General features: G+C 61.2%; 11 protein-coding genes. 6 read left to right on the top strand and 5 right to left on the bottom strand.

The genetic code is table 11. From position 1 onward, the window contains the following. The first annotated feature begins 80 nt into the window (after positions 1–80). Positions 81–1,283 (top strand): UDP-galactopyranose mutase, encoded by a 1,203-nt coding sequence (gene glf, locus ACTM82_RS02935; protein WP_427729079.1) that lies wholly within the window; start codon positions 81–83, stop codon positions 1,281–1,283. Then, complete coding sequence (locus ACTM82_RS02930; protein WP_427718441.1) at positions 1,276–2,307, top strand: glycosyltransferase family 2 protein; 1,032 nt, start codon at positions 1,276–1,278, stop codon at positions 2,305–2,307. Before glf ends, ACTM82_RS02930 begins: the two co-directional genes overlap by 8 nt. Positions 2,308–2,671: 364 nt before the next feature. Here the strand turns inward: ACTM82_RS02930 and ACTM82_RS02925 are convergent, their stop codons facing one another. From ACTM82_RS02925 to ACTM82_RS02915, 3 genes are all read right to left on the bottom strand, one after another. Continuing rightward, positions 2,672–3,673, bottom strand: a complete 1,002-nt coding sequence (locus tag ACTM82_RS02925) for a P1 family peptidase (RefSeq protein ID WP_427795817.1) — start codon at positions 3,671–3,673, stop codon at positions 2,672–2,674. Positions 3,674–3,773: 100 nt separating this feature from the next. Next, on the bottom strand, positions 3,774–4,355 hold the full coding sequence (locus tag ACTM82_RS02920; RefSeq protein WP_427795816.1) for a Maf family protein: 582 nt from the start codon (positions 4,353–4,355) through the stop codon (positions 3,774–3,776). Next, positions 4,352–4,894 (bottom strand): DJ-1 family glyoxalase III, encoded by a 543-nt coding sequence (locus ACTM82_RS02915; protein ID WP_154517253.1) that lies wholly within the window; start codon positions 4,892–4,894, stop codon positions 4,352–4,354. Before ACTM82_RS02915 ends, ACTM82_RS02920 begins: the two co-directional genes overlap by 4 nt. A gap of 581 nt (positions 4,895–5,475) precedes the next feature. Here ACTM82_RS02915 and ACTM82_RS02910 point away from each other — a divergent pair. The 3 genes from ACTM82_RS02910 (at position 5,476) to ACTM82_RS02900 (ending at position 9,490) form a co-directional block, all read left to right on the top strand. Continuing rightward, entirely contained in the window at positions 5,476–6,456 is a 981-nt protein-coding gene (locus ACTM82_RS02910) for an EamA/RhaT family transporter (protein WP_441054399.1), read from the top strand. 123 nt (positions 6,457–6,579) lie between these two features. After that, positions 6,580–8,010 carry a 6-phospho-beta-glucosidase gene (locus ACTM82_RS02905; RefSeq protein ID WP_441054397.1) on the top strand — a complete coding sequence of 477 codons (1,431 nt, stop codon included), beginning with the start codon at positions 6,580–6,582 and terminating at the stop codon, positions 8,008–8,010. A 31-nt stretch (positions 8,011–8,041) separates the two neighbouring features. After that, positions 8,042–9,490 (top strand): PTS transporter subunit EIIC, encoded by a 1,449-nt coding sequence (locus ACTM82_RS02900; RefSeq protein WP_441054395.1) that lies wholly within the window; start codon positions 8,042–8,044, stop codon positions 9,488–9,490. Between the two features lie 252 nt (positions 9,491–9,742). Here ACTM82_RS02900 and rlmD read toward each other — a convergent pair whose 3' ends face one another. Both rlmD and ppk1 read right to left on the bottom strand, forming a co-directional pair. Then, positions 9,743–11,071 (bottom strand): 23S rRNA (uracil(1939)-C(5))-methyltransferase RlmD, encoded by a 1,329-nt coding sequence (gene rlmD / locus ACTM82_RS02895; RefSeq protein ID WP_441054393.1) that lies wholly within the window; start codon positions 11,069–11,071, stop codon positions 9,743–9,745. A gap of 86 nt (positions 11,072–11,157) precedes the next feature. Further along, complete coding sequence (ppk1, locus tag ACTM82_RS02890) at positions 11,158–13,566, bottom strand: polyphosphate kinase 1 (RefSeq protein ID WP_441054391.1); 2,409 nt, start codon at positions 13,564–13,566, stop codon at positions 11,158–11,160. A gap of 552 nt (positions 13,567–14,118) precedes the next feature. Between ppk1 and ACTM82_RS02885 the strand changes: the two genes are divergently transcribed. Then, the coding region (locus ACTM82_RS02885; RefSeq protein WP_441057918.1) for an arginine deiminase family protein at positions 14,119–14,483 on the top strand (365 nt) is incomplete at its 3' end.

Genomic DNA, 14,483 nt, shown 5'->3' with positions numbered 1-14,483 from the left:
ATCGCTCTGATAAATATGTCTCGAAGAATGTTCGAGAAAAGCCCAGCTAACGAGCCCGTGGCTTTTGACAAGGAGTATCGATGCAGATTACCTCAGGCCTGCCTGAAGGCTTTAACGCCGGCGCATACGACATGATTGTCGTCGGTGCCGGGTATGCCGGTGCCGTTTGTGCCCGCCGTCTTGCCGAGACCATCGGCTATCGCGTTGCCGTTTTGGAGCGCCGTGGCCACATTGCGGGCAATGCTTACGACTGCTTTGATGAGGCCGGGATCCTGGTCCACGAGTATGGTCCGCACATTTACCATACCTTTAACGAGCGCGTCCACAATTTTCTGTCGCGCTTTACCAAGTGGACGGACTACCAGCACAAGGTGCTCGCCAACATCAACGGCACCCTTATGCCCGTGCCCTTTAACCACGCGAGCCTCAAGCTCGCCTTTGGCGATGAGCGCGGCGAGGAGCTGTATCAGAAGCTCGTGGAGACCTTTGGCAAAGACGTCAAGGTGCCCATCATGGAGCTGCGCAAGAAGAACGACCCGGATCTTGCCGAGGTCGCCGATTACGTCTACGAGAACGTCTTTTTGCATTACACCATGAAGCAGTGGGGCCAGACGCCCGACCAGATCGATCCCTCGATCACCGGCCGCGTTCCCGTCTTTGTGGGCGACGATGACCGCTATTTCCCGCAGGCCCCCTTCCAGGGCATGCCGCAGGACGGCTATACCGCGTTGTTCGAGCATATGCTCGACCACGATCTGATTGATGTGTTCTGCGACGTGGACGCCCGCGACCTCTTTGAGATTGACGAGACCACCGTCAAGATCGACGGCAAGGTCTATGGCGGCGAGATCGTCTACACCGGTCCGCTCGACGAGCTGTTCAACCTCGACTTGGGCGCTCTGCCGTACCGTACGCTCGACATGAAGTTCGAGACGCTCGATATGGACCAGTTCCAGCCCGTGGGCACCGTCAACTACACCACGAGCGAGGATTACACGCGCATCACCGAGTTCAAGAACATGACTGGTCAGGTCCTGCCCGGCAAGACCACCATCATGAAGGAGTATTCCAAGGCCTATACGCCCGGCTCGGGCGAGACGCCCTATTACGCCATTCTGGAGCCCGAGAACCGCGAGCTCTATGAGCGCTATCTTGAGCGCGTCCAGAACCTGACGAACTTCCACCCGGTGGGTCGCTTGGCCGAGTATCGTTACTACGATATGGATGCCGTGACCAACTCTGCCCTCGATCTTTCGGATGAGATTATCGCCTGCCATGCATAAAGTCATATCATTCGGTATTCCCTCGTATAACGCCGCCAAGGACATGGACCATTGCATCACCTCCATTCTGGAGGGGAGCGATTACGCCACCGATATCGAGATCATCATCGTCGATGACGGTTCCAAGGACGAGACGGCAGCTAAGGCCGATGAGTGGGAGGCGCGTTACCCCGGTATCATCCGCGCGGTGCATCAGGAGAACGGCGGCCACGGCATGGCCGTCCTCTCGGGCCTGCGCGAGGCGCAGGGCACCTACTACAAGGTCGTCGACTCGGATGACTGGCTCGACGGTGCGGCGCTTTCGACCATGCTTTCGATTCTGCGTGGCTTTGAGGAGCGCGACCAGCGCGTCGATCTGTTTATCTCGAACTATGTGTACGAGAAGGTTTACGAGGGTACGCATACCGCCATTGGTTACAAGTTTGCCCTGCCGCGCAAAAAGATCTTTACCTGGGACCAGATTGGCCATTTCCGTCCGGACCAGAATTTGCTCATGCACAGCCTGTGTTATCGCACGGATGTGCTGCGCGCGTCCAATCTGCCTATGCCGCCGCACACGTTCTATGTAGACAATATCTACGCCTATGTGCCGCTGCCGCGCTGCAAGACCATGTACTACGCCGACATCGACCTCTATCGTTACTTTATCGGTCGCGAGGGCCAGAGCGTCAACGAGGCCACGATGGTCAAACGTCTGGACCAGCAGTTTCGCGTGACGCGCATTATGATGGAGTCGTTCCATCTGTATAGCGATGTCGAGTCGTCGCGTCTGCGCGCGTACATGATGGGCTATTTCACTATGATGATGGCAATTTGTTCGGTGCTAACCAAGCTTTCCGATGAGGATTGCGCCGACGAGCGCCTGACGACATTGTGGAGTGATTTGAAGGCCTACGACGAGCGTATGTATCGTCGTGCACGCTACGGTGTGGTCGGCTTCTTTACCAACCTGCACGGGCGGGCTGGAGACAAAACCACACTCGGCCTCTACCGTCTTGCCTCAAAGATCTTCAAATTCAACTAGTGCATAAACGCTCGGGTAACGGGGACCCCTGGTCCTTAACTTGCTACTTCGAACAGTCCTGCGCAAGACGGAGGCGCCACTGGCGCCTCCTTTGCGTGCGGAACTCGTATCAAGTTAAGGACCAGGGGCCCTCTGCTATGTCCCGCTTTATGTCAGCAAGCTGAATTTGAAGATCTTCGACGCGCGGTACACAGGGGCCTGGGCTGAAAAGGTCTTAGTTGGTAGTCGGTCGGAGACGGGCGGGCGTTACGTTTGTCGCGAGTTCCGCATGCAAAGAAGGCCACTTAATGTGGCCTTCGTCTTGCATAGGACTGTAGAGCAGCAAACGTAACGCCCGCCCGCCTCCGACCGACGGTCGAGTGGATTACTTCGCAACGCCGGGGATGCCGTGGGATGTTTTGGCGGTTTTGGCTCCGTTTACGATGGCGGTTTCCAGGGCCCTTACGGCGAGCATGCCCAGCAGGTCTAGGGGAACGGCGGCGCTTGCCTGGCTGCCCAGCTTGCCGCTGGCAAGGGTGTAGATGGTGTCACCGTCGTTGGTGGTGTGTGTGGGGCGGATGGCGTGTGCATAGGCGTCTGCGGCCATCTGGGAGACCTTGGTGGCCTGGGCCTTAGTGAGCTCCACGTTGGTGACGATGCAGCTGATGGTGGTGTTGGTGCGGTCGAGTGGCATTTTCATAGAGCCGGCGGCGGCAAGGGCGGCGAGCTCCATGTCGACGATCTGGTCGCTATCGGCTGCGGCGCGCATGCCGGCCACCCACTCGCCGGTGGTCGGGTCGACCACGTTGCCACAGGCGTTGACCGAGACCACGGCGCCTACCTTGACGGTGCCGAGTGCCACGGCAGCAGCTCCCAGGCCAGCCTTCATGCAGGTGGCGGGCCCCATGAGCTTGCCTACGGTGGCGCCGGTGCCGGCACCTACATTGCCCTGCTCGAGTGTGGTGGGGGTATGGTCGAGCGCCTCGCGCACGGCGGCGATACCGGCGTCAATGTCGGGACGCACGGTGGGATCGCCAAAGGCGAGGTCGAAGATGCAGCTGGAACACACGATGGGCACCTGCGTGGGGCCGACGGGCAGGCCGATGCCGCGGCTCTCGAGTTCGCGGGCCACGCCGCTTGCCGCTTCGAGACCAAAGGCCGAACCGCCCGAAAGGCAGACGGCGTGGACCTTATCGACGGTGTTCTCGGGACGCAGCAGATCGGTCTCGCGCGAAGCGGGAGCACCACCACGCACGTCAACGCCGCCGGTGGCACCCTCGGGCGCCACGATTACGGTGCAGCCGGTGCCGGCCTCCTCGTCTGTATAGTTGCCAAAGCAAAAGCCATCGACATCGCAAACGTCAATGGCTTCGAGCAGGGTGTCCATGTTTTCTCCTATCGGTTTTCCGCCGGGCCTTATGCTCGGTCGGGATCCGTACGGTACGGCAAAATTGTAGGCGCCGGGGGATACCCAGCGCCAGATGCAATTACGAGAGTTTTTGAATCGCGCGTGCGACGCGAGCGATGGGTAAGCCCACCACGTTGTAGAAGTCGCCCGAAATGTCATGCACGAGCATGCGGCCGCCTGTGCCCTGGATACCGTAGGCTCCGGCCTTGTCCATGGGTTCGCCGGAGGCAACATAGTGCCCGATTTGCTCCTCGGTAAGCTCGTAGAACGTCACGTCGGTCACGTCGACAAACGACAGACTTTCGGCGGCATGCGGAGCTGCAGCGTCGCCGGCTTTAACGATACAGACGCCGGTTGCCACCTGGTGCGTGCGGCCCGAAAGCTCGCGGAGCATGGTGCGTGCCTCGTCCTCGTCTGCCGGCTTGCCCAAAATTTGCCCGTCAAAGGTGACAATGGTATCGGCTGCGACAGTCAGTTCGTTGGGTTCGGCGTGCTCGGAGGCAACGGCAGCGGCTTTGGCGCGTGCCAAGCGTTCGACAAGCGTAAGCGGAGCTTCGCCATCAGAAGGCGTTTCGTCGATATCTGCGGGAATTACGCGAACGTCATAGCCCGCCTCGCGCATCAGCTCTATGCGGCGCGGCGATTGCGAAGCCAAAATCATAGCTGGATGCCCTCGGCAACCTTCTCGACGGCCTTGTCGCCGGCGAGTGTGCGCAGCAGCTCCAAGGCAAAGGGAAGTGACTGTGCCATGCCGCTGGCAGTGATGATGTTGCCGTCTTGCGTGACCTTCTCGCCGGTATAAGCACCCTCGGGGAAGCTCTTCTCAAAGCCGGGGAAGCACGTGGCTCGGCGTCCCTCGAGCAGACCAAGCTCGCCCAGGATAAACGGGGCGGCGCAGATGGCGGCAACATGCTTGGTTGCGGCGAACTCGCAGACTACATCGCAGACACGCTGGTCGGCGCGCAAGTTGGTGGCTCCGGGCAGGCCGCCAGGCAGCACGACGCAGTCGTACTCCTCAAAGTTGATTTCGTCAAAGAGCGCATCGCAGGTCACGGGAATCTGCAGTGAGCTCACGACCTCGCGTGTGGGCATGATCGAGACGAGCGTGGCGCGCACGCCGCCGCGACGCATGACATCGACCATGGTCAGGCATTCAATAGTTTCAAAACCATCGGCGGCGAGAACGGCAACGCTGGGCATGAGAGTTCCTTTCGTAAGGCGGCATACAATTAGCCGTCTTATACCCCGAAGGCCTATGCTTGCCACGCTCGATTTCCCAATGTTTAAAAGGGGACGGGGCTATTTTAGCTACCCTCACCCATCCTCAACAATCTCGATCTGTAACATCTAGGCCCACTTTTGACCCCTAACTGTTACAGATCAAGACAAACGGAAACCGCCCCGACAAAACGTCTAAATCTGTAACATCTACGGACCAAAACCGGGTCTTACTGTTACAGATCGAGACCGTCCCCAACACACCGCCCCGTTCGGGGAACGACCGCCACAGGTACGGCGGGCAGAGACTCATTTTTTTCCTCGGTTTTTCTTGACGGAATCTCACCTGTTGTAGTACTTTGTCCCAGTCTAAAAACGCGTGGACTTTTCTGGGCGCTAGCCACCTTTTTGCCACGCAACCGAGCAGTCGGTTGCGTGGCTTTTTTCGTCTTGGCAGCAGGTGCCACATGCACCGCCAGAAGACCGCACGAGCCCACCTTCCGACTGCAGGGAACAGACGCACGAGACGTGCATCTGCAAGACAGCAGACGGAAGGGAGCCTAATGGCAGGAACAAACACAATCAAGCAACAGGCCGCCGGGGTAGGAGCCACGGGCGCGGGACAGGCCAAGGCGGCGCTCCAGGTCTTTGCGGGCGGCGCCTGCTACGGCGCGATGGCCACGACCTTCAAGCTCGCCTACGCCGCGGGCTTCACCTCGGTGCAGGTGGTGGCGAGCCAGGCGTGGTTCGGCTGCCTCTTCTTCGCCCTCGCCACACTCGCGGGCAACGCACTCGGGCACCGATGGCAGCGCGTGGGCTGGAAGCTCGCCCTCAAGCTCATGGGCCTGGGAGCCCTCACCTGCCTCACCTCAATCCTTTACTGCTACGCCATGAGCGTGCTGCCCGCCCCGGTGGCGCTCACGCTCCTCTTCCAGTTCACGTGGCTGGGGCTCCTGTGGCAGACCGTCATGACGCGCCGACCGCCGAGGGCCCTCCAAGTGGTCTCCGCCTTGGTCATCGTCTTCGGAACGGTGTTCGCCAGCGGCGTTTACAAGACCGGCATCACCGGGTACGACCCCGTGGCCCTGCTCTGCGCGCTGGGGGCGGCCGTGTCCTGCTCCCTCTTTGTCACCCTCTCCGGCAAGGTCGAGGCCCCCTGCTCGTCCGAGCAGCGTGGCGTCATCGTATGCGCGGGCTCCGTGGTCATGTCGCTCACGGTGTGCCCGGACTACGTCGTCTCGGGCGTCCTCGTCCAGGGCATCCTGCCCTTTGCCGTCATCGCCGGCTTCTTTGGCATGCTCTGCCCGGTCCTGCTCTTCGGCATGGGCTCTCCGCACCTGCCCGCGGGCCTCTCCACAGTCATGGCCGCCGCGGAACTCCCCGCCGGCCTGCTCATCGCCATGATCGTCCTCGGCGAGCCGCTCGGCGTCGTCGAGTGGCTGGGCGTCGCCATCATCCTCGCCGGCGTGTGCCTGGCGCAGGTCCCCTCCCTGCTTGGAGGCCGGGAGGCACGTCGCGCCGCCGCAGGACAAGCCATCAGCTAGTCATCCCTTCACAGGCGGCCCGCGCGCATCAGGGAAAGGGCCACGGGCCCGGCGCGTGAGGTCGCAAGGACGTTATTAAAGCGTCCCCCGCAGAGGTGGGGACGCCAGAGAGAAGGAGGCACCATGCCATTTCCAAAAGGGTTCCTTTGGGGAGGAGCCACCGCCGCCAACCAATGCGAGGGAGGTTATGACGAGGGCGGCCGCGGCCTTGCCAATGTCGACGTCATCCCACACGGGCCGGAGCGCAACGACGTGAGTCGCGGCCTGAGGCGCATGCTCGACTTCGAGCCCGGGTACTACTACCCGGCCCAGACGGGCGTCGACTTCTACCACCGCTACCGCGAGGACATAGCCCTCTTCGCGGAGATGGGCTTCAAGGTCTTTCGCCTCTCCATCGCCTGGAGCCGCATCTTTCCCAACGGCGACGAGGAGGAGCCCAACGAGGCCGGGCTCGCCTTCTACGAGGACGTGTTCCGCTGCTGCCGCGAGCACGGGATCGAGCCCCTCGTGACCATCACGCACTTCGACTGCCCCATACACCTCGTCAAGAAGTACGGCGCCTGGCGAAACCGCACCCTCATCGAGCTCTACAAGCGGCTCGTGACGGTGCTCTTCAACCGCTACCGCGGCCTCGTGCGCTGGTGGATCACGTTCAACGAGATGAACATGATCTTGCACCGTCCCTTCATGGGTGCCGGCATCGTCCTCGAGCCCGGGGAGAATGCCCGCGAGGCCGAGTACCGCGCCGCGCACAACGAGCTCGTGGCCAGCGCCTGGGCCACCAAGATCGCCCACGAGGTCGACCCGGAGAACAAGGTGGGCTGCATGCTCGCCGCGGGAAGCTACTACCCCTACTCCTGCCGCCCCGAGGACGTCCGCGCGGCGCAGGTCAAGAACCAGGAGGACCTCTTCTTCGTGGACGTGCAGGCGCGCGGGCACTACCCCGGCTACGCGCTCAAGATGCTCGAGCGCGAGGGCATCGACGTGGGCATGACCGCCGAGGACGAGCGCATCCTTGCGGAGAACACCGTCGACTTCATCTCGTTTAGCTACTACTCCTCGCGCTGCACCGCGGGCGACCCCGATTCCGTGGGCGGCGTCGCCGAGGGCAACGCCTTCGCCGGCGTGGAGAACCCCTACGTGCGCACGAGCGACTGGGGCTGGGTCATCGACCCGCTGGGATTCCGCATCACGATCAACGACCTCTGGGACCGCTACCAAAAGCCGCTCTTTGTGGTGGAGAACGGCCTCGGCGCCTATGACGAGGTGCTTCCCGACGGCACGATCGAGGACGACTACCGTATCGCCTACCTGCGCGAGCACATCGAGGCCATGCGCGACGCCATCGAGCAGGACGGCGTCGAGATGCTCGGCTACACCACCTGGGGGCCGATCGACCTCGTGAGCGCGGGCTCTGGCGAGATGGAGAAGCGCTACGGCTTCATCTACGTGGACCGCGACAACCTGGGCAACGGCACGCTCGAGCGCAGGCGCAAGAAGAGCTTCTACTGGTACCGACAGGCCATCGCCACCAACGGAGGCGACCTGGGCTAGCCGCCCGGGCAATATCACTAAGGAGAAAATAATGGCTGAAAAATACGACGATCTGGCCAGATCCATACTCGAGAACGTAGGCGGCGCCGAGAACGTCGCCAGCGTCGCGCACTGCATCACGCGCGTGCGCTTCAAGCTCAAGGACGAGTCCCGCGCCAACACGGCCAAGATCGAGGCCCTCAAGGGCGTCATCCAGGTCATCCAGGCCAACGGCCAGTACCAGGTGGTCGTGGGTAACATCGTCGAGGACGTCTACGACGCGGTCCTGGAGGCCGGTAACTTCTCGGGCGGCGCAAGCGCCGACGACGAGCCCCAGGGCGATAAGACCGTTGCCTCCGTCATCATCGACCTCATCTCTGGCATCTTCCAGCCCATCTTGGGACCGCTTGCCGCCGCAGGCATCATGAAGGGACTGCTTGCCCTCATCACCTACTTCGTCCCGGCCTTTGCAAACGACGGCCTCTACACGCTGCTCTACACCGTGGCTGACGGCTTCTTCTACTTCCTTCCCGTCGCCCTGGCGTTCAGTGCCGCGCGCAAGTTCCGCATGAACGAGTTCACCGGCGTGGCAATCGGCGTGGCGCTCCTCTACCCGACGATGGTCGCCCTGACCTCGGGCGAGGCGCTCGGCAGCATCGACCTCGGCGTGGCCGGCACGTTCTCGTGGTACGCCACCGCCCTCGGGGTCCCCATCATCATGCCCGTGTCCGGCTACGTGAGCTCGGTGATCCCCGTCCTTCTCATGGTGTGGTTCGGCTCTATCATTGAGCGCTGGCTCAAGAGCTGGATGCCGGCTGCGCTCAAGATGTTCCTCGTCCCGCTCGCCACGATGACGGTCTCCATCGTCTTGGGCTACCTCGTCATCGGCCCGGTGGCCACCCTCATCACCAACCTGCTGAGCGCGGCGTTCTCGTTCATTTTCCAGCTTCCCGTGGTTGGTTCCGTCTTGGGCAGCGCCCTGGTCGGCGGACTGTGGATGTGCCTCGTCATCTTTGGCTTCCACTGGAGCCTCATCCCCATCTCCATCATGAACCTGAACACCCTCGGCCACGACAGCGTGCTCGCCGCCACCGTCGCCCACGGGTTCGCGCTCGGAGCGGTCATCTTTGCCATGTATCTCAGAAACAAGGACGAGCGCTTCCGCGGCATCGCCCTTCCCGCGATGATCTCCGCCTTCTTCTTCGGCGTCACCGAGCCGGGCATCTACGGCATCGCCCTCCCCAACAAGCGCGCGTTCGTCGTGGCATGCCTGAGCTCCGCCGTGGGCGGCGCCATCGTGGGAATGACGGGCGCCCTCATGTACATCTCGGGTGGCCTCGGTGTCTTCAACCTGCTCAACTTCATCGACGGGACCCCTGGTGGCGCCGGAATCTCCCACATGATCTTCGCGATCATCGCCTCGCTCGTCTCTGCCGTCCTGGCCTTCGTCATCGAGTTCATCACCTACCGGCCCAACGACGACGAGGAAGGCGCCTGCTAGCTTGGGCCCTTCTCGACCAGCTCTATGTAGTTGAGGGCAGTTGAGGTGGGTGAGGGCCGAGGGCGATCGAGGCGGCCGCCCTCGGTCCGGGACAACCTGCCAGAAGGCGTTTAGCTTTCTCGGGCGGCAGTTCAATGTCCAAGAAATGGGGGGCGGTTTAATTTCGGGACGGGGATTAAATAATCATTCGGAACAAATTTATTTTTATCCCCGTCCCAGAAAAATCATCGGGTGTGGTCTTGGGCAAACAGTCTAGTTGCGCTTGAGATGGACGACGGTTTCGCAGTGGAAGGTTTGCGGGAACAGGTCGACCGGCGTGATCTTGACGGGGGAGAAGGTGCCTTCCTCGACAAAGCACTTAAGATCGCGTGCCAGAGTCGCCGGATCGCAGCTCACGTAGGCCACGTCGCGGGCGCTCGTGCTGGCGATGAGGTCGATTGCCTCGGGTTCCAGACCTGCACGCGGCGGGTCGACCACCAGGACATCGGCATCCTGGTCGGGGAACTCGCGCACGGCATCGCCGCCGATGACATCGACGTTATCGAGCTTGTTGATCTCGAGGTTGCGGCGCAGGTCGCGCACGGCCGGGCCGTAGGCCTCGACGGCGGCAACAAAATCACAGCGGCGGGCGAGCGGTAGGGTAAAGGTGCCGGCGCCGCAGTACAGGTCCATGGCAAGCTCATCTTCTTGCGGGTCGAGCGCCTCCATGACAAGCTCGATCAAAATCTCGGCGCCCTTGGTGTTGACCTGGAAAAACGATGGGGCCGAAAGGCGCATCTGGCCGTCGGCGATGTTCTCGGTCCAGGAGCCCTCGCCGGCGAGCATCTCCACCTTGGAGACGCGGCGGGCCTTCTTCTCGCCCTTGCTCATGACGCGCACTACGCTCGTGGGGCGAGCGGCGTCTGCCAACACGCGCGAGACCTGCGAGCGCGGGAAGGAGCCCGTGGGCGTCCAAAGTGCGACCTCGAGCGCCTTGGTGCGACGCGAAGCGCGAATGCCCACGCGCTCCAGACCCAGATCGTGACTGCCGCTCAGATAGTTGAGCGCGCCGACGACCGATTTGAGCGCCTTGGGAAAACGCTTATCGAACAGCGGGCACGAATCTACGGTGACGATCTTGCTGGGATCGACGCCGTGCATGCCAAGGCGAACGCGGCCGTTAACGAGGGTGGGCTCCAGCTCAATCTTGTTGCGGTAGCCCCAGTCGTCCTTGGTGTGGCGGATGGGCTGGACAAGATCGTTGACCTGCTCGGGGGCGAACTTGCCAATGCGCTCGAGCGTGGAGCGCAGGTTTTGCTCTTTGGCGGCAAGCTGCGCGATGCGCGAGAGATTGCCCCACGAACAACCGCCGCAGACGCCCACGAAGGGGCAGGGGGGCTGAATGCGATCGGGGCCCGGCTCCAGAATCTCGGTCGTGCGGGCGCGCATAAACGACTTGCCGTCCTGCACGATCTCGGCCTCGACGGTGTCGCCTGCCACGGCGCCCTGCACAAAGACGGCCTTGCCGTTGTCGGCGTGCGCCAGTCCGTCGGCGCCGTAGGTCATCGATTCTATGGTGAGCTTCATGTTCCTGCCTGTCATTCGCGGTATTGTTCGCAACCATGGTAGCAGGGAAAAGCGCCCCGTATTTGGGGTATTCCTCAAATACGGGGCGCTTCTACAAACGTCTATTTCGTCTTGCCGGTAATGAGCGTCTTAAGGCCTAGGCCGATCAGGCCCAGTCCCATGCGCACGCGACCGGGGCGATGGCGCTCGATGGTCTTGGTCTTGCCAGCGGGCTTCTCGCGGCGGGCGCCCTTCTCGGACGCGGGGTTGGCCGTCTGCGGTTGGGGCCGAGGAGCAGGCTCGGACTCAGGCTCTATGACGGTTGCCTGAACCTTCTGGACCTCGGGTGCGGCCGGCTGCGGTTCGAGCTCAGGCTTGGATGCGAGCGTAGGTTCTGCCTTGGCGACGGCCCCGGCGTTGCGATAGGCACGCTCCAGCAGAGCTTCCTGCGAGTTGAAGGGCTTCTCGCCTTCTTTGCGCTCCACGGGAATCCAGGTGCCGTCACTCGTCAGACTGCGTGCCTTCACGTTGTCGCGCAGCTGCATGCCCATGTACTCGTGCACCTGGGCGCGGCAGGTGGGGTCGAGCACGGGGAAGGCGATCTCCACGCGGTGCTCGGTGTTGCGCGTCATCATGTCTGCCGAGCTCAGGTAGATCATATCCGAGTCCACGCCAAAGGCATAGACGCGCGCATGCTCCAAAAAGCGTCCGACGATGGAGCGCACGTGCACGTTCTCGGTCTTGCCCGGAACACCGGGCTTGAGGCACGAGATACCGCGGATGATCATGTCCACGCGCACACCGGCACACGATGCCTCGGCGATCTTGTCGATGACCTCGCGGTCGGTAAGCGAGTTGAGCTTAAAGAACACGCGGGCGGGCTCGCCGACAAGGGCACGCTGAATCTCGCGGTCCAGGCCGCGCATGATGAGCGGCTTGAGGCCCACGGGCGCCACGCCCAGGAAGCGGTAGTCGCCGCGCAGGTTGCCCAGCGACAGGTTGCGGAAGAACAGGTTAGCGTCCTCGCCGATGCCGGGATGCGCGGTCATGAGCATAAAGTCGCTGTAGAGCTTGGCCGTCTTCTCGTTAAAGTTGCCGGTACCCAAAAGCGTCAGACGGGTAAGCGCCATGCCCTCGCGATAGGTGAGCTGGCAGATCTTGGAATGGCATTTAAAGCCCTCGGAGCCGTAGATAACGGTGCAGCCGGCCTCTTCCAGCCGCTCGGCCCATTCGATGTTGTTTTGCTCGTCAAAGCGGGCGCGGAGCTCCATGAGCACTGTAACCTCTTTGCCGTTTTCGGCAGCATCGATGAGCGACTCGCACAGGCGGCTTTGTTTGGCCACGCGGTAGAGCGTGATGCGAAGCGAGATGCACTCGGGGTCGTAGGCTGCTTCGTGCACCAGGTCCAAGAACGGATTCATGGTCTCGTAAGGGTAAAAGAGCAGCTTGTCGTGCTGCAGCACCTGATCGCGGATGGAGCGGGTCATATCGATGGTGGGGTTGGGCTGCGGCCTAAACGGCGTAAAGAGCAACTCGTTTCGTAGATGCTCGGGTATTTTGCCCTCAATGCCAAAGACATAGCCCAGGTTGAGCGGGATATCGCAGGTAAAAACCGAGCGGCGCGAAAGCTCGAGCGCTTTGCGGATGGTCTTGAGCGTTGGCTTTTCGAGCGAGCCCGATACGGCGAGCACCACCGGCTGCAGGCGCAGGCGCTTCTTGAGGATGCGCTTCATGTGCTGGCGGTAATCCTCTTCCTCCTCGACGCCTTCGCCGTCCGGATCGATGTCGGCGTTGCGGGTGACGCGGATGAGCGCGCGGTCGAGCGGCTTATAGGAGCCGAAGCAGCTGTCCAGGCAGGCGAGGATGACGTCCTCGAGCAGAATGTAGGAGTAGGTGCCGGTGGGCGAGGGGATTTCGACCACGCGGTTCATCGAGGCGGGAATCTCGATAAGGCCCAGTAGGCTCTCCTCGTCGGTGATGCCGTCCAGGCCACAAGCCAGATAGAGCGCGCCGTTGCGCAGGTTGGGGAAGGGATGGCGCGGATCGATGACCAGCGGCGAGATGACCGGTGATACGTAGGCCTGGAAGTAGCGGGTTACAAAGGTATGTTCCTCGGGCGTAAGCGAATCGATGCGGGCGCGGTGAACGCCCAAAGCGTCGAGCTTGTCCTCGATGCTCTTAAAGATCGACTCCCAGCGGGTAAGGAGCCCGGGCAGCTCTGCCATGACAGCATCGACCTGTTCGGAGGCGGTCATATTGCTCTTGTTGTCGACGGGCTGTTTTTTGAGCTCTGCCAGATCGGACAAGCCGCCCACGCGCACCATGAGAAACTCGTCGAGGTTTGACTCGAAGATCGAGACGAACTTAAGGCGCTCGAACAGTGGCACAGACTCATCGAAGGCTTCGTCGAGTACGCGGTTATCAAAGCGCAGCCAGCTAAGCTCTCGATTTTGCGTATACGAGAAATCGCGCGGTTTCTTGCGCAGCTTGGCGGCGTTCTGCTTCTTTTCGATTTTGCTCGGCATATGCATCTGTCCGTTCAGTCCCTACAGGGGACGGTAGCCTAACACTGTTTGCTATTGTCTCAATTTAGTCGACCTATGGCGCGGACGTATCGCGCGAACGGTATCTTTACCTACTTATTACGCTGACGACCCGAAGCACTAACGTCCGGTGCTTTGAACAAGCGATCTATATCCTCACTCAACTGCTGAGAATGTATGAATAAGAATGATAGCAAGCTGAATATAATCGAATTTAGGTCGAATCGAGGACAAGCGTCATTTATATGCAGAAAACCGTTTTCGCTATGCAATTTTGAATCATGGATAACTTTGAGTGTTCAATCTTGATTTCCTAGAAAAATAACGTTTACCTAGGAAAATCTGCTTTACGAAACTGAAGTGCATCATGGGAAATCATATGCGATATACCGTTCATCGTACTTTGTTGACCGTTCGGGGGCGAGGTGGAATTTCGGGTGGAAATTGGATATAACTAGAGCTGTCAGCAAGCAGCGCTCCATACGGAGGGGCGCTGATACATTCGGCCCTGACAAGGGCCCGAAAGAAAGGTAGGAGGCCATGACGAAAGGTCTGCACGTGCCTTCCGAGATCGGCAAGCTCAGGAAGGTCTGCCTGCACCGTCCCGGCGACGAGCTCCTCAACCTGCCGCCCGACGAGCTCGAGCGGCTCCTGTTCGACGACGTCCCGTTCCTGGAGGTCGCGCAGCAGGAGCACGACACCTTCGCCCAGATCCTGAGGGACCAGGGCGTCGAGGTGCTCTACCTCGAGAACCTCGTCGCCGAGGTGTTCGACCAGGTCCCCGGCGCCCGCGACGAGTTCACCGACCAGTACATCGCCGAGGCCGGCATCCGCGGGAAGCACATGCCGCAGATCGTCCGCGAGAAGCTGGACTCCATCGAGGACAACCTCGAGTTCGTCAAGAA

The organism is Collinsella sp. HCP3S3_E5 (assembly GCF_052067635.1).
In the GTDB taxonomy this organism is placed as follows: Bacteria; Actinomycetota; Coriobacteriia; order Coriobacteriales; family Coriobacteriaceae; genus Collinsella.
This window is presented reverse-complemented; position numbering and strand designations above follow the sequence as displayed.